The 20,063-nt window shown below is 70.0% G+C and carries 15 protein-coding genes and 1 pseudogene; 10 read left to right on the forward strand and 6 right to left on the reverse strand.

Annotated features, from left to right (window positions below; translation table 11 throughout):
• Nucleotides 1-5 precede the first annotated feature (5 nt).
• Nucleotides 6-1,025, forward strand: a complete 1,020-nt coding sequence (gene gnd / locus CTZ28_RS16760) for a phosphogluconate dehydrogenase (NAD(+)-dependent, decarboxylating) (protein ID WP_121890211.1) — start codon at nucleotides 6-8, stop codon at nucleotides 1,023-1,025.
• Nucleotides 1,026-1,181: 156 nt separating this feature from the next.
• Nucleotides 1,182-1,538 (forward strand): DUF488 domain-containing protein, encoded by a 357-nt coding sequence (locus tag CTZ28_RS16765; protein ID WP_121890212.1) that lies wholly within the window; start codon nucleotides 1,182-1,184, stop codon nucleotides 1,536-1,538.
• 5 nt (nucleotides 1,539-1,543) lie between these two features.
• Here the strand turns inward: CTZ28_RS16765 and CTZ28_RS16770 are convergent, their stop codons facing one another.
• From CTZ28_RS16770 to CTZ28_RS16795, 6 genes are all read right to left on the reverse strand, one after another.
• Entirely contained in the window at nucleotides 1,544-3,949 is a 2,406-nt protein-coding gene (locus CTZ28_RS16770) for a glycoside hydrolase family 65 protein (protein WP_121890213.1), read from the reverse strand.
• A complete protein-coding gene (locus CTZ28_RS16775) occupies nucleotides 3,946-4,689 on the reverse strand; it encodes an HAD family hydrolase (protein ID WP_121890214.1) in 744 nt (247 codons plus the stop codon). Before CTZ28_RS16775 ends, CTZ28_RS16770 begins: the two co-directional genes overlap by 4 nt.
• A 57-nt stretch (nucleotides 4,690-4,746) precedes the next feature.
• A complete protein-coding gene (locus tag CTZ28_RS16780) occupies nucleotides 4,747-5,982 on the reverse strand; it encodes a cytochrome P450 (RefSeq protein WP_121890215.1) in 1,236 nt (411 codons plus the stop codon).
• A gap of 86 nt (nucleotides 5,983-6,068) precedes the next feature.
• The gene (locus tag CTZ28_RS16785; protein ID WP_259471661.1) at nucleotides 6,069-7,292 is read right to left on the reverse strand and encodes a cytochrome P450; all 1,224 of its coding nucleotides are present in this window, start codon (nucleotides 7,290-7,292) and stop codon (nucleotides 6,069-6,071) included.
• 54 nt (nucleotides 7,293-7,346) lie between these two features.
• Nucleotides 7,347-10,388 (reverse strand): amino acid adenylation domain-containing SDR family oxidoreductase, encoded by a 3,042-nt coding sequence (locus tag CTZ28_RS16790; RefSeq protein WP_259471662.1) that lies wholly within the window; start codon nucleotides 10,386-10,388, stop codon nucleotides 7,347-7,349.
• Between the two features lie 100 nt (nucleotides 10,389-10,488).
• Nucleotides 10,489-10,932 (reverse strand): pyridoxamine 5'-phosphate oxidase family protein, encoded by a 444-nt coding sequence (locus CTZ28_RS16795; protein ID WP_121890328.1) that lies wholly within the window; start codon nucleotides 10,930-10,932, stop codon nucleotides 10,489-10,491.
• A 514-nt stretch (nucleotides 10,933-11,446) separates the two neighbouring features.
• Between CTZ28_RS16795 and CTZ28_RS16800 the strand changes: the two genes are divergently transcribed.
• The 8 genes and pseudogenes from CTZ28_RS16800 to CTZ28_RS16835 all read left to right on the forward strand — a co-directional run bounded on the left by CTZ28_RS16800 (nucleotide 11,447) and on the right by CTZ28_RS16835 (nucleotide 20,061).
• A complete protein-coding gene (locus CTZ28_RS16800) occupies nucleotides 11,447-12,415 on the forward strand; it encodes an ATP-binding cassette domain-containing protein (RefSeq protein ID WP_121890218.1) in 969 nt (322 codons plus the stop codon).
• 231 nt (nucleotides 12,416-12,646) lie between these two features.
• Nucleotides 12,647-13,825 carry an NAD(P)/FAD-dependent oxidoreductase gene (locus CTZ28_RS16805; protein ID WP_121890219.1) on the forward strand — a complete coding sequence of 393 codons (1,179 nt, stop codon included), beginning with the start codon at nucleotides 12,647-12,649 and terminating at the stop codon, nucleotides 13,823-13,825.
• Nucleotides 13,822-14,082, forward strand: a complete 261-nt coding sequence (locus CTZ28_RS16810; protein ID WP_183154430.1) for a (2Fe-2S)-binding protein — start codon at nucleotides 13,822-13,824, stop codon at nucleotides 14,080-14,082. Before CTZ28_RS16805 ends, CTZ28_RS16810 begins: the two co-directional genes overlap by 4 nt.
• Nucleotides 14,069-15,481, forward strand: a complete 1,413-nt coding sequence (locus tag CTZ28_RS16815) for an FAD/NAD(P)-dependent oxidoreductase (RefSeq protein ID WP_310887612.1) — start codon at nucleotides 14,069-14,071, stop codon at nucleotides 15,479-15,481. The genes CTZ28_RS16810 and CTZ28_RS16815 overlap by 14 nt, the downstream gene beginning before the upstream one ends.
• 68 nt (nucleotides 15,482-15,549) lie before the next feature.
• A complete protein-coding gene (locus CTZ28_RS16820) occupies nucleotides 15,550-16,479 on the forward strand; it encodes a dihydrodipicolinate synthase family protein (RefSeq protein ID WP_121890221.1) in 930 nt (309 codons plus the stop codon).
• 1 nt (nucleotide 16,480) lies between these two features.
• Nucleotides 16,481-17,482 (forward strand): proline racemase family protein, encoded by a 1,002-nt coding sequence (locus CTZ28_RS16825; RefSeq protein ID WP_121890222.1) that lies wholly within the window; start codon nucleotides 16,481-16,483, stop codon nucleotides 17,480-17,482.
• Nucleotides 17,483-17,543: 61 nt separating this feature from the next.
• A pseudogene (locus tag CTZ28_RS16830) lies at nucleotides 17,544-18,946 on the forward strand (aldehyde dehydrogenase (NADP(+))).
• A 98-nt stretch (nucleotides 18,947-19,044) separates the two neighbouring features.
• Nucleotides 19,045-20,061 carry a sugar ABC transporter substrate-binding protein gene (locus tag CTZ28_RS16835; RefSeq protein ID WP_121890223.1) on the forward strand — a complete coding sequence of 339 codons (1,017 nt, stop codon included), beginning with the start codon at nucleotides 19,045-19,047 and terminating at the stop codon, nucleotides 20,059-20,061.
• Nucleotides 20,062-20,063 lie beyond the last annotated feature (2 nt).

The raw sequence follows: 20,063 nt of genomic DNA on the forward strand, positions 1-20,063 counted from the left end.
ACGAGATGCAGATCGGAATGGTCGGGCTGGGTCGGATGGGCGCCAACCTTGTCCGGCGGCTGATGCACGCCGGTCATGACTGCGTGGTGTTCGACATCAACCCGGATACGGTGAAGGAACTGCAAGGTGAGGGGGCCACGGGGGCGTCCTCCCTGGCGGACCTGGTGGCCAGGCTGGCCAAACCCCGCGCGGTGTGGGTCATGGTCCCGGCCGGCGAGATCACCGGCAAGACAGTCAGCGACCTCGCGGCCCACATGGAACCCGGCGACGTGGTCATCGACGGTGGCAACTCCTACTACCGGGACGACATCGCCAGGTCCGGGGCCCTTTCGGAGACAGGCATCCACTACGTCGACGCGGGCACCAGCGGCGGGGTGTGGGGACTGGAACGCGGCTACTGCCTGATGATCGGCGGCCAGGACCAGATCGTGGACCGGCTCCGGCCGATCTTCGAGGCGATCGCCCCCGGCGTGGACGCGGCGCCGCGTACCCCCGGCCGGGACGGGACATGCGCGCCGTCGGAGCACGGCTATCTGCACTGCGGACCCGCCGGGGCCGGGCACTTCGTGAAAATGGTGCACAACGGGATCGAGTACGGGGTCATGGCCGCCTACGCCGAGGGCCTGAACGTCCTGAAGAACGCGAACGCCGGCACCGCGAGCCGCCAGGCCGACGCGGAGACCGCCCCGCTGGAGCAGCCCGAGTACTACCGCTACGACATCGACCTCGCCGAGGTGGCCGAGGTGTGGCGCCGCGGCAGCGTGATCGGGTCCTGGCTGCTGGACCTCACCGCCGCTGCCCTGCTGCGGTCCCCGACCCTGGACGAGTTCTCCGGGCAGGTCTCGGACTCCGGCGAGGGCCGCTGGACCGCGGTCGCCGCAGTGGAGGAGGGGGTGCCCGCGCCCACCCTGGCCACCGCGCTGTTCTCCCGCTTCGGCTCCAGGGACCTGGACCACTTCGCCAACCAGGTCCTCTCGGCCATGCGCAACGGCTTCGGTGGACACGCGGAACGTCCGGCCGGATGAGCTCCCCCACGAAACCTGCTGGGACGGCGGCGACCGCATCAGGCTGCAGGAGCGAGCCCATCGGCTGAAGGCAATAATGTATGAGGACACCAGAACACGGCGGCCGAGTCCGCGGGCGGTGCTGACGTCCGGGACTCGAGAAGGGGTGACGCTGCCATGCAGGATGTGCGTGCGCGCCGCGTTTATGAGCAGGCCGGACCGTCCGACGGCATACGTGTGTTGGTGGACCGGCTGTGGCCTCGCGGCCTGTCCAAAGAAGAGGCCCACCTGGACGAGTGGCTCAAGGCGGTGGCGCCGTCCAATGAGCTGCGCCGTTGGTACGGCCATCAGCCCGCCAAGTTCGCCGAGTTCAAGCGCCGCTACGAGACCGAGCTGACAGAGCCGGACCGGGCCGACGCGTTGCGTCACCTGCGTGATGAGGCCAGGACCGGGCCGGTGACGTTGCTGACCGCGACGAGGGACCTCGAGCACAGCGAGGCAGAGGTTCTCGTAGAGCTTGTACGTTCGGAGTAGCCGCGTCAGGTTGCCGATCCGAAGCGGGCGTCGCCGCGACCTTTGCCAGGGGAGAGCTTGCCGTCAGGTCGGGCGGGACGCCCGGGGCGGCGTCCGGGCGGTTGGGAGGGCTCCGGCAGGGCGGCCGGCTGTTTGACGGGACGTGACTGCGGGGCGCCGCGGGACACGGTCAGTGGCTCCCCGCAGTGTCTGATCTGGAGCGGTTCCCCCTCCACCAGGGTGTATGTGGCCTGAGCATGGGTGATCTCGACCCGCAGACACCGCTGTCGCACATGGACGGAGAAGGCCAGCCGACGGAGCTTCTCGGACAGCCTGGGAGCGAAGTGCACGGTTTCCCCGTGGTACCGCATCCCGCCGAAGCCGGCGACCAGCGCGATCCAGGAGCCCGCCAGGGAGGCGATGTGCAGGCCGTCGCGGGTGTTCTTCTCCAGATCGTCCAGATCCATCAGCGCCGCCTCCCCGAGGTAGTCGTAGGCCAGGCGCAGATGTCCCACCTCGGCGGCGATCACCGCCTGGATGCAGGCGGACAGGGACGAGTCACGGACGGTGAGCGGCTCGTAGTAGGCGAAGTTGCGTGCCTTGTGGTCTTCGGTGAAGGCATCGCCGCGCAGATACATGGCCATCACCAGATCCGCCTGCTTGATCACCTGCTTGCGGTACAGGTCGAAGTACGCGGAGTGCAGCATCAGCGGATAGTCGTCGGGCCCGGTGGCGGCGAAGTCCCACACCTGGCGACGGGTGAACCCCGCCGACTGCTCATGGATGCCCAGCGCGCTGTTGTACGGCACGGTCATCGCCTCGGCCGCGTCCCGCCAGGCGGCGGTCTCCTCGTCGTCGACCCCGAGGGCGGCCGCCTGCTCGGTGTGACGCTCGGCGGCGTCGGCGGCGGCCAGCAGGTTCTCCTGGGCCATCAGGTTGGTGTACGTGTTGTCGTCGGCGACCGCGCTGTACTCGTCGGGCCCGGTGACCCCGTCGATGTGGAAGCGGCCGTTGGAGTCGTGATGGCCGAGCGAGTGCCACAACCGAGCGGTCTCCACCAGCAACTCCACGCCGGTCTCGCGCTCGAAGTCCACATCGTCGGCGAGGGAGAGGTAGCGCCGGACGGCATGGGCGATATCAGCGTTGATATGGAAGGCCGCGGCGCCGGCGGGCCAGTATCCGGAGCACTCCGGCCCATCGATCGTCCGCCAGGGGAAGGCCGCGCCGTTCAGCCCCAGCTGGCGGGCGCGGGACCGGGCCGCGGGCAGGGTGTCCTGGCGCCAGCGCAGGGCGTCGGCGACGCATTCCGGGTAGACGAAGCTGAGCAGCGGCAGGACGAAGATCTCGGTGTCCCAGAAGGCGTGCCCGTCGTATCCGGAGCCGGTCAGGCCCTTGGCCGGGATCGCCCGCTGCTCGGCTCTGGCGGCGGCCTGCAGCACGTGGTAGAGGGCGAATCGGACGGCCTGCTGGATCTCCGGGTCACCGTCGACCTCGACGTCGGCGTGTCCCCAGAAGTCGTCCAGGAACGCCCGTTGCTGGTCGACCAGCCCCTGCCAGCCGCTGCTGCGCGCGCCCGCGAGTGCCGCCTCGACCTGGTCCCGCAGGGCCGGCAGCGAGCGCGCGCCCGACCAGCCGTAGGAGACGAACTTCTCCAGCCGGAGCGTCTCGCCGGGCCGGAGATCGGTGATCACGTTGAGCCGGGCCACGTCGCCCGCACTCTCGGCGGAGGTCTGGGTGGACCGCGGTCCCCGCACGATGTGGTCGGCGGCGGCGGCGACCCGCAGGCCGCTGGCGGCGGTGCAGTGCACCAGGCGCAGCCGCAGGTCATGGGCGCTGTGCTCCTCAGGCCGCAGCGGGGACTCCAGGGCGGCGGCTACCCGCGGGTCACCGGTCAGGGTGGGCAACTGCTCGTTGGCGACGAGTTCGGACTGGATGACGAGCTGTACGTCGTCGAGCGGTTCCACCTCGTACGCGATCGCGGCCACGGCCCGCTGGGTGAAGGAGACCAGGCGGGTGGAGCGCACCCGTACGGTCTTGCCGGCCGGCGAGGTCCACTCGCAGGTCCGGTGCAGCAGCCCGCCGCGCAGATCCAGCACCCGCTCGTGCGAACGCAGCGCTCCGTAGCGCAGGTCGAACGGTTCGTCGTCGACGAGCAGACGGATCAGCTTGCCGTTGGTGATGTTGATGACCGTCTGACCGGACTCCGGATAGCCATAGCCCGCCTCCGCGTACGGCAGCGGATGCTGCTCGTACACACCGTTGAGGTAGCTGCCCGGCAGGCCGTGCGGCTCGCCTTCCTCGAGGTTGCCGCGCCAGCCGATGTGTCCGTTGGACAGGGCGAAGACCGATTCGCTCTGTGCCAGGACGTCCCAGTGGAGCCCGGTCTCGCGCACACACCAGGGTTCGACCACGAAGGCGGAATGAGTAATCACATGCCGGCCTCCAGCAGCTCGACGAGGTCGCCCACGACGATGTCGGCGCCGTGCTCGCGCAACGCGTCGGCCTGACCGGCCCGGTTGACTCCGACGACGTATCCGAAGTGGCCCGACCGCCCGGCGTCCATTCCGGCCAGCGCGTCCTCGAAGACCGCGGCCGCGCCGGGCTCGACACCGAGGTCGTGCGCTGCAGCGAGGAAGGTGTCCGGGTGCGGCTTGCCGGGCAGCCGGCGCTCGGCGGCGACGACACCGTCGATCCGTACGTCGAAGAGCGCCTGGAGCCCGGCCGACGTCAGGACGTCATGGGCGTTGGCACTGGAGGACACCACGGCGGTGGACAGCCCGGCCGCCCGCACGGCCTCGACGTAGCGGACGGAACCCGGGTACGCCTCGACTCCCTCGGTGCGGATCTTCTCCAGCAGCAGCGCGTTCTTGCGGTTGCCGAGACCGTGCACCGTGTCCAGCTCCGGAGGGCTGTCGTCGTCGCCCTCGGGCAAGTCGATCCCGCGTGAGGCGAGGAAGGCCCGTACGCCGTCGGCGCGCGGCCGGCCGTCGACGTACTCGTCGTAGTCGGCGACCGCGTCGAAAGGCCGGAAACCGGGGCCCTCCCGGCGTCGCAGGAACTCGTCGAAGGTTTCCTTCCAGGCCTTGTCGTGCACCTCCGCGGTCTTGGTCAGCACCCCATCCATATCGAACAGGCAGGCGCGTACGACCTCCGGAAGACCAAGTTTCCGCATGACACCCGCGTGCCCACTTTGTTGCCTTTTACCCCCCGGTCCGTAGCGCGGGGTGTGTTACCAGGTGATGGGGAGGGTGAGGGGGGATTTGCTGGGGGAGTTGTCTTCCCAGATGGGGGTGTGGCCCTCCGCGAGGCGCATGTGGGGGAGGTGGTCGAAGAGGGCTTGTAGGCACACGGTGAGTTGGGTGCGTGCGAGGTGGGCGCCGATGCAGTTGTGGGTTCCGCGGCCGAAGGTGAGGTGGGGGTTGTGGGTGCGGTGGAGGTTGAGTCGGTCGGGGTCGGTGAAGATGGTCTCGTCGCGGTTGGCCGCGGCGAGTACGGGGAGCAGGGCGTCACCGGCTTGGACGGTCCGGCCGTGCAACTCGATGCCCTCGGTGGCCTGGAGGAGGACGACGCCGTTCATGACGGGTATGTAGCGGAGGAGTTCCTCGACTGCGGTGGGTATGAGGTGAGGGTGGTCGCGTAGGTGGGCGTAGTGCTGGGGGTGGGCGAGGAGAGTGTGGGCGGTGTCGGCGAGGAACATGGTGCTGGTGCGGTAGCCGGCGACCAGCATGGAGAGCCCGAAGGTGATGGCGGAGTCGTCGTCGAGGGTGCCGTGTTCGCACTCGCGGACGAGTCTGGTGAGGATGTCGTCGCCGGGCTCGCGTCGCTTCCGGTCGAGGAGTGCGGTGATGTATTCGCGGAGGCGGGAGGTGGCCTCGCGGCCCTCTTCGAGGGTGAGGATGGCTCCGAGCGCGGCGTCTGCTAGGGGAAGGAAGTACTCGCTGTCGTCGTAGGGGATGCCGACGAGGTCGCACATGACGGTGACGGGGAAGGGTTCGAGGAAGCGGACGACGAGGTCGGCGGGCTGGTCGCTGCGGGTGAAGGGGGTGAGGAGTCGGTCGGCTGTCCGGCGGATGCGGGGGAGACGGTCGCGGATGGAGCGGATGCTGAATGGTTCGCAGAGGGCTTTGCGGAGGGCGGTGTGCTGGGGGCCTTCGAGTTCCATCATGGTGATGAGGCCGGGTTCGTCGTGGGGGGTGTGGCCGGGGCGGGGTGGCCAGTCGGTGATGCTGGGTCTGATGAAGCGGGGGTCGGCGATGAGGTGTTTGACATCGTTGTAGCGGGTGGCGTACCAGGCGGTGGCGCCGATGGGCAGTCTGACTTTGGCCAGGGGGCATTCGCGGCGTAGCCGGTCGTATTCCTGGGGCGGTCCCATGGTGCCCGGGGGCGGGATGGGCATGTCGATGACGCCTCGGCCGGTGTCGGTGTCGATGTCGGTCTGGGTGTCGGGTTGGGGTGTTGTGTCCATGGGTGGGCCTTCCCTGATGGTGTGCGGCCGCGCGTGGTGGCTTGGTCGTGCGGGGTTGGCCGGGCGCCGGTTGCCGGGGTGTGGGGTTACCAGGTGACGGGGAGGGTGAGGGGTGATTTGGTGACGGATTGGTCGTGCCAGAGGGGTTGTTGGTCGTCGGCTGGGCGCAGTCGGGGGAAACGGTCGAGGAGTGTGTGCAGTGCCGTGGTGATTTGGGCGCGTGCGAGGTGGGCGCCGATGCAGTTGTGGGTTCCGTGACCGAAGGCGAGGTGGGGGTTGTGGGTGCGGTGGAGGTCGAGTTGGCCGGGGTGAGTGAAGATGTTCTCGTCGCGGTTCGCGGAGGCCGGTACGGGGATCACGGCGTCGCCCTTGCGGATGGTGTGGCCGCCTGTCTGGATGTCCTGGGTGGCGAGCAGCAGGATGGTGCCGTTCATGACAGGCATGTAGCGGAGGATTTCTTCCACTGCCTGGGGTGTGAGGCCACGGTTCGTGTGCAGGTGGGTCCACTGGCCGGGTCGGTTGATGAGGGTGTGGACCGTGTTGGCGAGGTAGAAGCTGCTGATGCCGAAGCCGACGGTGAGCATGGACAGTCCGAAGGCCATGACGTCGTCGTGGGTGAGTGCGGTGTCGTCGCAGTCGCGGATCAGCTGGGTGAGGATGTCGTCGCCGGGATGGTGGCGTTTGTGGGTGATGAGTTCGGACATGTATGTGCGCAGCAGGCCGGTGACCCGGCGTCCTTCCTGCGCGGTGACCATGTCGTCGAGGGCCGCGTCCAGTACGGGGAGGTACCAGTCCCGGTCCTCGTAGGGGATGCCGGTCAGGCCGCACAGGACGAGGAGGGGGAAGGGCTCGGTGAAGCCGGCCACCAGGTCGCCGGGTCGGCCGATTTCCTGGAAGGTGTCGAGGAGGTGTTCGGCGTGCCGCCGGATGCGGGGGAGATGGCTGCGTATGGTCCGGGCGCTGAAGGGCTCGGCGAGGGCCCGGCGCAGGACGGTGTGCCGGGGACCGTCGAGTTCTGCGATGGTGACGAGGCGTGATCCGTGGTCGGTGGCCTGGCCGGGGCGGGGTGGCCAGTCGTTGATGGCGGGTCTGATCAGGCGGGGGTCTGCGAGGAGGTTGCGGACGTCCCGGTGGCGGGTGGCGTACCAGGCGGTTGCGCCCATCGGCAGTCCGACTTTGGCGAGGGGGCATTCGCGGCGTAGCCGGTCGTGTTCCTGGGGCGGTCCCATGGTGCCCGGCGGCGGGAGCGGGAAGTCCAGGACGTCCGTCTGGGGACCGGGTGCCTCTGCGCGGGGTGGCTGTGGAGTCATGCCCGCTCCTCTCTTCGGAGGTGCGCCGGTTACGGGTCTGTGGGGGTGTGCCGGTTATGGGCGGTTGATGTAGCCGGTGGTGTAGAAGTATTCGAGGTAGCGGTCGAGGAGTTCGGTGTCGACGGGTGGGCAGTGGAGGCCGGTGGTGGCCAGGTCGTGTTCGACGTTGGTGCGGCCGACGGTGGGGAAGGTGCCCTCGAAGTACATTTCCTTGACGGATATGTCTGCCTGTTTGCAGCGGTCGACGCAGAGGGAGACGAATGGGGCGGTGGGGCTGGTGGGGTGTTGGGTGACGTGGTGGATGAGTTCGTCCACCCATTTCTCGTAGGGGAGTCGTTGGATGTGGTGGCCGGCCGCGTCCATGCGGTCGAGCATGTCGTGGAGGCTCGCGGGGTGAGGGTTGGTCATGTGGTAGGTGCGGTGGGTCGTGGGGTGAGTGGTGGCGATGTGCAGTACGGCCTGGGTGAGGAAGTCGACGGGGACGAAGTCGAGGGGGAGCGGGATGTCGGGGGCGAGTCCGGTTTCGCTGATGGTTTTGAACAGGGAGCAGATCGCGGTGTCGGTGTTGCATGCGCCGGAGTGCTGGTCGCCGGTGATCTCGTAGGGTCGGTAGATCGCTACGGGCAGGCCCTGGTGCGCCGCGTCGCGCAGGACTTCTTCGGCGACCCATTTGCTTTCGGCGTAGCCCATGGTGAGTTGGTCGGCGTGGTCGAGTGGCTGGTCCTCGTCGACGTGGTGGGTGCCGGTGGTGCCGAAGCCGGCGAGTACGGCGATGGTGGAGAGGAAGTGCACGGGCACGGCGCGTTGGGCCGCCAGGCGTATGAGCTGCCGGGTGCCCTCTACGTTGGCGTGGCGCAGTGCTTCGTAGGGGTAGAGGAAGTTGACCTGTGCGGCGGAGTGGATGATCAGGTCGAGGGTGTCGGTGAGTTCCTCGGCGTGGTCCGGTTCGAGGCCGAGGCCGGGTTGGGTGAGGTCGGCGGGGAAGCACACGATGCGGTCGGCGGCGTCCGCGGTGGGGAGGTTGAAGCGGGCCAGGTTCCGTATCACTTTCTGCCGGGCGTGGGTACGGTCGCGGCTGCGTACGGGACAGTGCACGCGGGCGTCGGTGTGGCGCAGCAGCTGGTCCAGGAGGAAGGCGCCGACGTAGCCGGATGCGCCGGTCAGGAGTATGTGGCGGGGGTCCTGCCAGTTCGGTCGCGGGCCGTGCGGCGGTGGCAGGGTGAAGCCCAGTTGTGCCTCGGCGTGGAAGTCCACCGTGCCCGTACCGACACCTGTGCCTGTGCTGTTGCTTTCTGGGGTGTGCTGGTTCTCGGTGGTGGTGAGGGTGGTGACGGAGGTGGTGAAGTCTTTGAGGGTGGGGGAGCGCAGCAGGCTGCGGACCAGGGTGCGGCCGTGGCGGGCGTCGAGATGGAAGGCGGTCAGTGTGCGGGTGACCGTCTCGGCGGCCAGCAGGGAGTCGCCGCCGATGTCGAAGAAGCTGTCGTCGGGTGCCGGGTGCACTCCCAGTACCTTGTGCCATATCTGCGCAGGCGTGTTCTGGGTGCCGGGCTGCGGATGGCGCTGTGGTGTCTGTGCCGAGGGTGTGTGGCCGGCTGTCTGCTGGTGGAGCCGCTGGCGGTCGATCTTGCCGGCTGCGGTTACCGGGAACTGTCCGACTTCCACCAGTTGGGCGGGTACCGCGGGCGCGGGCAGCCATGCCGCGAGGTGGTTGCGGATACGGTCCACGGGCAGTGTCCGGCCGGGCCGGGCTGGTGTCACGTATCCGATCAGGCTGCCGTCCTCCAGTTCGACGACGGCTTCGCCGACGGCGTCGTCCGCCCGTAGCCGGGCTTCTATCTCGTCGGGTTCGATGCGGTGGCCGCGCAGTTTGATCTGACGGTCCGTCCGTGCCCGGTACTCCAGTACGCCGTCCGCGTGCCGGATGACCCGGTCGCCTGTGCGGTAGAGACGGGAACCGGGTTCGAAGCGGTTGTCGACGAAGCGTTCGGCGGTCAGTTCCGGGTCGCCGGGGTATCCCAGGGCGAGTCCGTCTCCCCCGACGAGGAGTTCGCCTTCTTCGCCGGTGTCGGTGAGGGTGCCGTCTGCGCGGACCACGTAGCAGGTGGAGTTCTCCAGCGGGCGGCCGATCGGTACCCCTGTTGCTCCGGGTGGCAGGTCATGCACCAGATGTGCGGTGGAGACCACGCTGTTCTCGGTCGGGCCGTAGAAGTTGACCACGGTGGTGTCCGGGCAGGCGGCCAGTATGGCGCGGGCCAGCTCGGGGTCCATCGCTTCACCGCCGGCGGAGGCGAACCGCAGGGACCGCAGCGCCGACGGCCGGGTGCGTCCGATGTGGTGGAACACTCCCGTGGTCAGGTAGGCGATGCTGACCCGCTCGGACAGCAGCCGGGATTCCAGGGCGGCCGGTGACAGCAGTTCCTCCTGGTCGGTGATCACCACGCAGGCGCCGGCGAGGAGTGTGGACCAGATCTCTATCGTGGAGGCGTCCGAGGACAGGCCGTAGGCGTGCAGCACGCGTTCACCGGGCCGGGGCCGTTGCCACACCAGGTCGGAGGCGGCCAGCCGGACCACGCCGCAGTGCGGGATCGCGACGGGTTTGGGGCGGCCGGTGGAGCCGGAGGTGAACATCACGTAGGCGCATTCGCCGGGGAGTACCCCGGCCTGCGGGACCGCGGCCGACCCGTCCGGTGTGGCGGCGGGTGCCGGTTCGCCGTTCAGGTTGATGCGGGTGCGTATTCTGCGGATGCGGCAGTCCGTGCCGGGGAGCGTCACCACGGTGTGCACGTCGGCGTCCTCGGTCATCGCCTGCAGTCGCCCGGGTGGTTGGGCGTCGTCGAGCGGGACGTACGCCGCGCCGGTCTTGAGGATGCCGAGGAAGGCGACCAGGGCTTCCAGGGAGCGGCTCCCGTACACGCCGACCCCGTCGCCGTGGCGTACTCCGGAAGCGAGCAGCCGGGTGGCCAGGGTGTCGGAGCGGGTTTTGAGTTCGCCGTAGCTGATGCTGCGGCCGTGTTGGGTGGAAGCCGTCGCCCGCGGGCGGAGTTCTGCCTGGGCGTCGAACAGCTCATGCAGGCAGTGGTCGCGGGGATACGGCATGGTCCCCGTGTTCCAGGCTGCCGTTGAGAGTGTCGTCGTGTCGGTGACCATCGGGGTGTTCCGTCCTCTGCTGCACGTGAACCGTCTGCTGCCCGCGGGACTATGCGTCGAACTCTCCGGCGAAGGCGGAGAAGTCGGCTGTCCTCCAGTGCTGGGGGCGCATGCGGATGAAGATGTCGTCGGTCAGCTGCTCGTCGTTGGCCGCCAGGTAGGCCGTTGCGGTGTCCGTGTCGAGATAGCGATGCGCCAGTACCTCGCGCTCGGCTGGGGGCAGCGGATCCTCGATGCCCGCGACCGGTCCCTCCACGCTTACATAGCGGTACGGGGCCGATTCGTCCTGCACACAGAGGCTGAACCGGCCGGCGTCGCGGATGAGGCGGGCTTTCAGCGTTTTGCGTCCGGTTTCGATCGCCACCAGCCCGCCCGGCCGGTAGGAGTACCACAGGGGAACCAGCAGCGGTCCGCCCCCGTGGCGCGGATCGTCCACCCCCAGGATTCCCACATGGAGGCCGGCCAGGAATTCTTCCCGGTCTTCGACAGACATCCTGAGATCCACGGGTACCACCTCGATCAGGCAGAACATCGCGAACGGCGTCGGTCGCGGTGCAGGCGTATGGGCCGATTCGGTTGATGTCCGGCGGCGGATCGGCGGTCGTCGACGGCCTGTCAGGAACCCGTATGGTCCTGGGGCGGTCTGTACGGTCTGGACGGCCTGTGGATTCCGGCCGCCGGCCTGGGACTGGCCGCTGGTCTGGGACCAACCGCCGGATCGGGCCGCGTCCCTATTCAGGCTTTCACCAGACCCCGCCGGTTCGCATCCCGGCGGCTTCGATCACGGGGATTTCCGCTCCGGGGACGCCCGGTAGGAGGGTGCCTCCGGCCGGGCTCCGCTTGCGATCAGTGGTGGACCGTGGTCCGGAAGGCTCACCGGTGCCGGCCGGGACCGCGGTGGCGGCCGCGGTATGCCTGCGGGGGCGTGGGCCGGTGGGCTGTTCCCCGGCGGGAAAGCACAATGAGAGGGCTGTTGTCCGTGGCGGGCCGCGAGAGGGAAGAGGCGCATGGGGGCAGCGATCCGAGCCGTGGGCCTGGTGAAGGCCTTCGGCGGCATACGGGCTCTGGACGGGGTCGAGCTGGACGTGCCGGAGGGGGCGGTGCTGGGCCTGCTCGGACCCAACGGCGCGGGCAAGACCACTGCGGTGCGGGTGCTCACCACGCTGCTGCGGCCTGACGCGGGCAGTGCCCAGGTCGCCGGGGTGGATGTGCTCCGGCATCCCGACCGGGTCCGCGGCCTGATCGGTCTGTGCGGCCAGCACGCGGCGGTGGATGAGTACCTCACGGGCCGGGAGAACCTCCGGATGGTCGGCGAGCTCTATCAGATGCGGGCCGGGGAGGCGAGGACGCGGGCCCGGGAGCTGCTGGAGTGGTTCGGTCTCGCCGGGGCGGCCGACCGGCAGGCCAGGACCTACTCCGGTGGTATGCGCCGCAGGCTCGACCTGGCGGCGGCGCTGGTGGCGCGGCCCCCGGTCATGTTCCTCGACGAGCCGACCGCGGGCCTGGACCCGCGTAACCGGCTGGCGCTGTGGGGGCTCATCGAGACGCTGGCGGCGGAGGGCACCAGCTTGCTGCTCACCACCCAGTACCTGGAGGAGGCCGACCGGCTGGCGCACGGCATCGCCGTGGTCGACCACGGCCGGGTGATCGCACGGGGCTCCGCCGACGAGCTCAAGACCAGGATCGGCGGTGAGCAGGTGGAGGTGGTGGTCCACGACCGCGAGCTGATCGGCGCGGCCGTGGCGGCGCTCACCCCGTACGGCGACGGCCGGGCCCCCGGCGTGGAGCGGCATACCCGGCGGATCACCCTGCCGGTGAACGGGGGTGCCCGGGTACTCGCCGACGTCATCCGCGAGCTGGACAGGCGGGGCATCCTCATCGACGAGATCGGCCTGCACAGGCCGACCCTCGACGATGTCTTCCTCTCCCTCACCGGCCACGCGGCCGAGGAGAGCGGCCCCGGGAAGAACGCATGACCATGGCATGGCTCTCGCTGCGAAGCGCCACGAGGCCGATGCGGGGCGGGGCTGGCATCGATGCACGCCGCTGCGAGGGCTCTTGTGCAGGGTCGGTGTGTGCGGCGATGCTCGGCCGGTCGGCTCCGTTTTGTGTGGTCACCCACGCCGGGCCGCTGTCCGCGTCGGACTGGGCGCTTATTTTCCCGCCGGTGTCTACCAATGGAACATGGCATGTGACATGGTACTGAAATGCGGAGTTCAGACGTCGTCATCGTGGGGGCCGGGATCGTCGGGGCCGCCGTTGCCAGGCGGTTGGTCCTGGGCGGGTTCCGGGTCACCGTGCTGGATCGTGGCGCGTCCGCCGGCGGGACGTCGTCCAGCGGTGAGGGCAACATTCTCGTGTCCGACAAGGGTCCCGGTGCCGAGCTCGATCTCGCGGTGCTGTCCGGCCGCCGCTGGACGGAACTCGCCGCCGGGCTTCGCGCGGAGCTCGGTTCGGGCTTTCCTGACCTGGAGTTCGAGGCGAAGGGCGGCCTGGTGGTCGCGACGACCGCGGCGGGGGCGGACGCTCTGCTCGCCTTCGCGTCCACGCAGCGCGGCGCGGGTGTCGACGCCCGTCCGGTGACCGCCGCGGAGGCGGCCGAACTGGAACCCGACCTCACGCCGCAGGTCGCCGCGGCCGTTCTCTATCCCGGTGACGCCCAGGTGCAGCCGGCTGTCGCGACCGAGGCTCTGCTCGCGTCGGCCCGCCGGCACGGCGCGCAGGTGCGGCAGGGTGTCACCGTGCGCGGCGGCATCGTCTCCAAGGGACGGCTCGTCGGCGTGGATACCAGTGCCGGGCCCGTCCACGCCGAGCATACGGTCGTGGCCGCCGGGCCCTGGTCGGCCGAGGTCGCCGCGAGTCTCGGTGTGCGTCTACCGGTGCTGCCCCGGCGCGGGACCGTGCTGGTGACCGCGCGGATGCCGCGCCGTATCCGGCACAAGGTGTATGACGCCGACTATGTCGGTGCCGTCGAGTCGGCGGCGGCGGCCCTGCAGACCTCCAGTGTTGTCGAGTCGACGGCGGCCGGGACCGTGCTCATCGGCTCGTCGCGGGAGCGCCGTGGGTTCGACGGGCGGATCGAGGCCGCGGTGGTCGGTGAACTGGCCGGCAAGGCGATGCTTCTCTTCCCTTTCCTGGCCGGTGTTCCGGTCATGCGGGCGTACGGCGGGTTCCGGCCGTATGTGCCTGATCATCTCCCGGTCATCGGGCCCGATCCCCGCCTGCCCGGCCTGTGGCACGCGACCGGACACGAGGGCGCGGGCATCGGGCTGGCACCCGGTACGGCGGACCTGATCGGCGCGCTCATGGCGGGGGAGGAGCCCGAGATCCCGGCCGCCCCTTATGCCGTGACCCGTCCGTCCCTGAAGGAGGAGACGACCGGATGAAGATCTGTGTGACCGTGGACGGTGAACGGCTGGACGCCTGGCAGGGGCAGACGGTTGCCGGGTTGCTGATGTCGCGTGGCCGAGTCTCCTGGCGTACGACGGCCGGGGCCGGCCGTCCCCGCGGCCTGTTCTGCGGTATCGGTGTCTGCTTCGACTGCCTGGTGACGGTGAACGGGCTCGGCGATGTGCGTGCCTGTCAGCGTCTGGTGGCCGACGGCGATGTCGTCGAGACGGGGGCGGCTGATGAGAAGCGTTGACGTGCTGGTGATCGGAGCGGGACCGGCCGGGCTGGCCGCGGCCCATGCGGCCCGACGGGCCGGCGCCCGGGTGGTGCTGCTCGACGCGTCGGCCGTGGTGGGCGGCCAGTTCTGGCGGCATCCGCCGGCCGGGAGTTCCGCCGCGGACAGCCTTGCGCTGCAGCACAAGTGGGACGGGTTCACCGCGCTGCGGGCAGCACTGACCGAAGACCCCGGCTGTGAGGTCGTCACCGGCGCCCAGGTCTGGGCGGTGGACCGCCGTGACGCGGGGCCGCCGGTCGTGCACGCGCTGGTCGGGCCGGCCGACGGCGGTGATCGCCGGCGCCGGGTCTTCGAACCACGTGCTCTGGTGCTTGCCACCGGTGCGCACGAGCGCACGCTGCCGTTCCCGGGCTGGGACCTGCCGGGTGTCTGTACGGCCGGTGCCGCGCAGGCGATGGCCAAGGGCGAGGGTGTCGCCGTGGGCAGGCGGGTGCTGGTCGCGGGCACCGGGCCGTTCCTGCTTCCGGTCGCCGCGGGCCTCATCCATGTGGGCGCGACCGTGGCCGGTGTCGTCGAGGCGAGCAGCCGGCGGCGGATCGCCCGCGGCTGGCTGCCCCGCCCCCACCGGATGAGGCCGAAAGACCTGCTGGCCAAGTCGGCCGAACTGGGCGGATACGTGCGTACGTTGGCCGCACACCGTGTTCCCTACCGCACCGGGGCGGCCGTGGTGGCCGCGCACGGCGAGGACCGGGTGACCGCGGTCACCGTGGCCCGGATCACCGAGGACTGGACGCCTGTGCCGGGCACCGGGCGACGTGTCGAGGTCGACGCGGTGTGTGTCGGCCACGGATTCGTGCCGCGTACGGAGCTCGCCATCTCCGCGGGCTGCGCGCTCGCCGCCGACGGGAGTGTGCGTGTCGACGACGGGCAGCGCACCTCTGTGCCGGGTGTCTATGCGGCCGGTGAGATCACCGGCATCGGCGGTGCCGACCTGGCCCTCGCCGAAGGTGCGGCGGCCGGGCGGGCCGCGGCGGGCGCGGCCGGACAGACTGCGGTGGGCGGGGCCGTGAGCACAGCTGAGGTGGCCCGCCACCGCGCTTTCGCCGCGCGCATGCACCGCGCGCACGGCATCCGGCCCGGCTGGACGTCCTGGGTCGGTGACAGCACGGTCGTGTGCCGCTGTGAGGAGGTGACCGCCGGGCAGGTGCGTGCCGCGCTCGCCGAGACCGGGACGTGCGGTCTGCGCTCTCTCAAGCTCAGCTCGCGTGTCGGCCTCGGTATGTGCCAGGGCCGTACCTGCGGGCGGAACGTCGAAGACCTTCTTCCCGGCCCGCTGCTGGATGCGGGACGCATGGCGAATCGCCCGATCGCCGTCCCGGTCCGGCTCGGCGAGATCGCCACCACCCCCACCGAATGACCACCGCCCCACTGAATGACCACAGTCCCACTGAATGACCACGACCCCCACTGAAGGAGAGCCAGAACATGACCAGCAAGGGATTCGACCTCGGCGGTGTCATCGTTGCGACGCCGATGTTCTACAAGGAGGACAGTTCCGCCCCCGCGGGTCTGGCCGTCGACTACGACCGTTATGCCGAGCACTGCGACTGGCTGATCAGCAACGGCTGCCGCGGTGTCGGACCGAACGGTTCGCTCGGCGAGTACTCGTCGCTGACCGACGAGGAGCGGCGCCGTGTGGTGCAGGTGGCCGTCGAGGCGGTCGGCGGGCGCGGCCTGGTGGTGGCCGGCGTGCACGGCGCGGGCTGGCACCAGGCCAGGCACTGGGCCGAGCTGGCCAAGGCGGACGGCGCCGACGGCGTGCTCGCCCTGCCGCCGATCCTCTACCGGGCCAGCGACGAGGAGGTCGTCGACCACTACCGGCACATCGCCGAGGCCGGCCTGCCGATGATGGTCTACAACAACCCGTTCGACACCAAGGTCGATCTGGTGCCGGAACTGGTCGCCAGGCTCGCCGAGATCGACGAGGTGGTGGCGATCAAGGAGTTCAGCACGGATGTCCGGCGGGCCTTCGCGATCCGTGAGCTGTGCGACATCGACGTCATCGCGGGCGCTGACGATGTGCTTCTGGAGCTGATGGTCGACGGTGCGGTGGGCTGGTTCGCCGGTTTCCCCAACACGTTCCCGGCGGAGTCCGTCGAGATCTACGAGCACATGGTGGCCGGCCGCTACGAGCAGGCGCGTGAGCTCTACAAGCAGCTGGTCGCGGTGTTCCGGTGGGACTCGCGGACGGAGTTCGTGCAGGCCATCAAGCTGGGGATGGACATGGTCGGCCGGTTCGGCGGTCCGTGCCGGCCGCCGCGCGGGCCGCTCACCCCGGCCCATGAGAAGCAGGTGCGGGCCGCCATGGAACGCGCGATCTCCGGGATCGCCGCGCTGTCGGCGGAAGCGGTCTGACATGCGGGCCGAGCGGCTGTTCTCGGCGGTCGACTCACACACCGAGGGCATGCCCACCCGGGTGGTCACCGGCGGGATGGGCGTCGTTCCCGGTGCGACGATGAACGAGCGCCGGCTGTACTTCATGGAGCATCTCGACGACGTCCGCCGCCTGCTGATGAACGAGCCGCGCGGGCACGCCGCGATGAGCGGGGCGATCCTGCAGCCGCCGACCCGGCCGGACGCCGATTTCGGGGTGCTGTTCATCGAGGTGTCCGGGTGTCTGCCGATGTGCGGGCACGGGACGATCGGCGTGGCCACGGTGCTCGTCGAGACCGGCATGGTCGCGGTCACCGAGCCGGCCACCGTCATCCGGCTGGACACCCCGGCCGGGCTGGTGGTGGCGACGGTCCAGGTCAGCGACGGGCATGCCGAGTCGGTGACGCTGGAGAACGTGCCGGCGTACAGCGACCGGCTGGACGCGTCGGTCGAGGTGCCGGGGTTCGGCCGGGTGCCCTACAGCCTGGCCTTCGGCGGCAACTTCTACGCGATGGTCGACCTGGACGCGGTCGGGCTGCCGTTCGACCGGGCCCGCAAGACCGAGATCCTCACCGCGGGGCTGGCCGTCATGGAGGCGATCAACACCCAGGCGCCGCCGAAGCATCCGGAGATCGCCGGCCTGGACCACTGCCACCACGTGGAGTTCATCGCGCCGGGCTCGACGGCCCGGCACTCCCGGCACGCGATGGCGATCTACCCCGGCTGGTTCGACCGGTCGCCGTGCGGCACGGGGACGTCGGCGCGGATGGCCGAGCTGTGGGCCCGCGGCGAACTGGAGATCGGCGCCGACTTCGTCAACGAGTCGTTCATCGGCAGCCGGTTCACCGGGCGGCTGACGAGGGAGACGACGGTCGGCCCGCACGCCGCCGTCGTGCCGACCGTCACCGGCCGCGCCTGGGTCACCGGGCTTGGGCAGTACCTGCTCGACCCGTCGGACCCGTACCCGGCCGGCTTCGAGTTCTGAGAACGTTCTTCGAGGAAGACACATGGACGTGACCGAGACCTCGCCCGCCGTGCGGGCCGGCATGCTCAACGCGATCGCGGACGAGCTGACGGCCGCGGCGGGCGAGCTGATACCGCAGGCGATGGCCGAGACCCACCTGGCCGAGGCACGGCTGGCCGGAGAGCTGAAACGCACGGTGGTGCAGCTGAGGATGTTCGCCGACGTCTGCGCCGAGGGGGAGTTCCTGGATGTGCGCATCGACGAGGCCGACCCGGGATTCGTCCTGGGCCCCCGGCCCGACCTGCGGCGGTTCAACCTGCCGGTGGGCCCGGTGCTGGTGTTCGCCGCGAGCAACTTCCCGTTCGCGTTCTCGGTCGCCGGCGGCGATACGGCCTCCGCACTGGCCGCCGGCTGTCCCGTGATCCTCAAGGCGCACCCCGGCCATCCGCGCCTGTCCGCGCTGACCGCCCAGAAGGTGCGGTCCGCGCTGGTCAGGACCGGCCTGCCCGCGGATTCGAGGTGGTTTACGACCAGGACGCCGCCGTACAGGTGCTGCGCGACGAACGGACCGCCGCGGCGGCGTTCACCGGTTCCTTCACGGCGGGCCGGCTGCTCGCCCGGATCGCCGCCGGACGCGAGCGACCGATCCCGTTCTACGGCGAACTGGGCAGCGTGAACCCGGTCGTGGTGACGCCTGACGCACTGGCCGAACGGGCCGGCGCGATCGCATCAGGCTTCGTCGCCAGCGTGTCCGGTTCGGCCGGGCAACTGTGCACCAAGCCCGGCTTCCTGTTCCTGCCGGACGGCCACGGCCTCGCCCAGCGGCTCGGGGCGGCGGCGGACGCGGTGCCGGGCCACCCGCTGCTGCACGAGGGCATCGCCGCCGCCTACACCGGGCGCCGCGCCGCCGTGCTCGCGGCCCGTGGCGTGTCCGTGCTGGCCGAGGGCGCCGTGGAGACAGGACCGGACGGCCTCAGCCGGGCCGCGCCGACCCTGGTGGAGGTGGGCCTCGACGATCTGCTGGACCAGCGTGGCGCACTGCTGGACGAGGCGTTCGGCCCGCTGTCGGTCGTCGTGCCCTATGCACCGGACCGGCCCGATCTGCTGGTGGACGCGGTCGGCGAGCTGTTCCCCGGCGCGCTGACGGGCACGGTGCACCGCGGCGCCGGGGAGGACCACGCGTGGCTGCGAAGGCTCGTCGTGGTGCTGAGGGACCGTGTGGGCCGGTTGCTGTTCGACGGCTGGCCGACGGGGGTCGCGGTGACTCCCGCGATGCAGCACGGTGGTCCCTATCCGGCCACCACCGCCCCGGCGACGACATCCGTCGGCACGGCGGCGATTCAGCGCTTCCTGCGCCCGGTGACCTTCCAGAACTGCCCGCCGGAGCTGCTGCCTGCGGCGTTGCGGGACGACAACCCCTGGCGGGTACCCCAGCGCCGTGCGCTCGCCGGTGCGTCGCTGAACTGGGGAAACCACTCCGTCTGACACCGCTGGCCGAAACAGAGTTGTTACCGTCGCTCTCTTCCGCCATGAGTGCGGTGTGACATATTACTACGCCATAGCAATCTACCGGAGGTTCTCCGATGAACAGTTTGCGCATCTCCGGCACTGTGGCGCTGACCGCCACCGCCCTCCTCCTCACCGGCTGCGGTGCCGCCGATTCGACCGGCTCGAACGGCGGCACCCTCAAGGTGGCCGTGCTCGCCGCCTCCAGCCAGAACGGCTACAACCAGGCCGTCTACCAAGGCGTCCAGGAGGCCGCGGCCGCATCCGGCAAGAAGATCAGCCTGAAACTCCTCGACGGCCAGTTCGACTCGAACACACAGCTGTCGCAGCTCCAGAACGTCACCAGCACCGGCGACTACGACGGCGTCGTCGTCGTGCCCAACGACGGCGTCGGCCTGGCAGCGGCATTCCCGCTGTCCCGGAAGATCCCCGTCGCGACGGTCCTCAACCCCGTAGGACCGGACATCAACAAGATGGAACCGCAGGTCGACGGCGTGGTCACCACCGTCGGCGTGCCGCCCACCACGGCTGCGGAGAAGCAGGCAGAGGGTGTGGCCACCTACTGCGCCGACATCAATCCCTGCAACGTCGTACTGCTGGTCGGCAATCTGTCGACACCGCTCGACGTGGCCCGCCGTGACGCCTACAAGAAGGTCCTCGGCACCCACTCCAACATCAAGGTGGTCAGCACGGTCGAGGGCCAGTACGACCGGGACACCTCGCTCAAGGCGATCAGCAACGTGCTCCAGGCCCACAAGGACGTCAACGTCATCCTGTCCAACGCCGACCAGGAGGCCGCCGGCGCCCAGATCGCCCTGCAGAACGCGGGCATCAAACCGAGCAGCATCTATCTGACCGGCGCCGGCGGCACCAAGGACGCCGTGGCCGCCGTCCGCGCCGGCACCTGGAAGGCGGCCTACGTCAACTTCCCCGTCAGCATGGGCAAGGCCGCCATGGAACAGCTGGTCAAGGCCATGGACGGGGGCACCGCGAAGGCCGTCGTCAACGCGGACGAGGTCGGCGCGACCGAGCCGTACGCGACCAAGGAGACGCTGGCCAAGACCCCCGACTTCACCGGCGAGTGGAACGGCTGACG

It is taken from the genome of Streptomyces shenzhenensis (assembly GCF_003688995.1).
Lineage (GTDB): Bacteria > Actinomycetota > Actinomycetes > Streptomycetales > Streptomycetaceae > Streptomyces > Streptomyces shenzhenensis_A.

Excerpts from the sequence above, each read along its gene's own strand:
- gnd (WP_121890211.1), top strand. The coding sequence starts at position 6 with ATGCAGATCGGAATGGTCGGGCTGGGTCGGATGGGCGCCAACCTTGTC.
- CTZ28_RS16765 (WP_121890212.1), top strand. The coding sequence starts at position 1,182 with ATGCAGGATGTGCGTGCGCGCCGCGTTTATGAGCAGGCCGGACCGTCC.
- CTZ28_RS16775 (WP_121890214.1), bottom strand. The coding sequence starts at position 4,689 with ATGCGGAAACTTGGTCTTCCGGAGGTCGTACGCGCCTGCCTGTTCGAT.
- CTZ28_RS16780 (WP_121890215.1), bottom strand. The coding sequence starts at position 5,982 with ATGGACACAACACCCCAACCCGACACCCAGACCGACATCGACACCGAC.
- CTZ28_RS16785 (WP_259471661.1), bottom strand. The coding sequence starts at position 7,292 with ATGACTCCACAGCCACCCCGCGCAGAGGCACCCGGTCCCCAGACGGAC.
- CTZ28_RS16790 (WP_259471662.1), bottom strand. The coding sequence starts at position 10,388 with ATGCCGTATCCCCGCGACCACTGCCTGCATGAGCTGTTCGACGCCCAG.
- CTZ28_RS16795 (WP_121890328.1), bottom strand. The coding sequence starts at position 10,932 with ATGTCTGTCGAAGACCGGGAAGAATTCCTGGCCGGCCTCCATGTGGGA.
- CTZ28_RS16800 (WP_121890218.1), top strand. The coding sequence starts at position 11,447 with ATGGGGGCAGCGATCCGAGCCGTGGGCCTGGTGAAGGCCTTCGGCGGC.
- CTZ28_RS16805 (WP_121890219.1), top strand. The coding sequence starts at position 12,647 with ATGCGGAGTTCAGACGTCGTCATCGTGGGGGCCGGGATCGTCGGGGCC.
- CTZ28_RS16810 (WP_183154430.1), top strand. The coding sequence starts at position 13,822 with ATGAAGATCTGTGTGACCGTGGACGGTGAACGGCTGGACGCCTGGCAG.
- CTZ28_RS16815 (WP_310887612.1), top strand. The coding sequence starts at position 14,069 with ATGAGAAGCGTTGACGTGCTGGTGATCGGAGCGGGACCGGCCGGGCTG.
- CTZ28_RS16820 (WP_121890221.1), top strand. The coding sequence starts at position 15,550 with ATGACCAGCAAGGGATTCGACCTCGGCGGTGTCATCGTTGCGACGCCG.
- CTZ28_RS16825 (WP_121890222.1), top strand. The coding sequence starts at position 16,481 with ATGCGGGCCGAGCGGCTGTTCTCGGCGGTCGACTCACACACCGAGGGC.
- CTZ28_RS16835 (WP_121890223.1), top strand. The coding sequence starts at position 19,045 with ATGAACAGTTTGCGCATCTCCGGCACTGTGGCGCTGACCGCCACCGCC.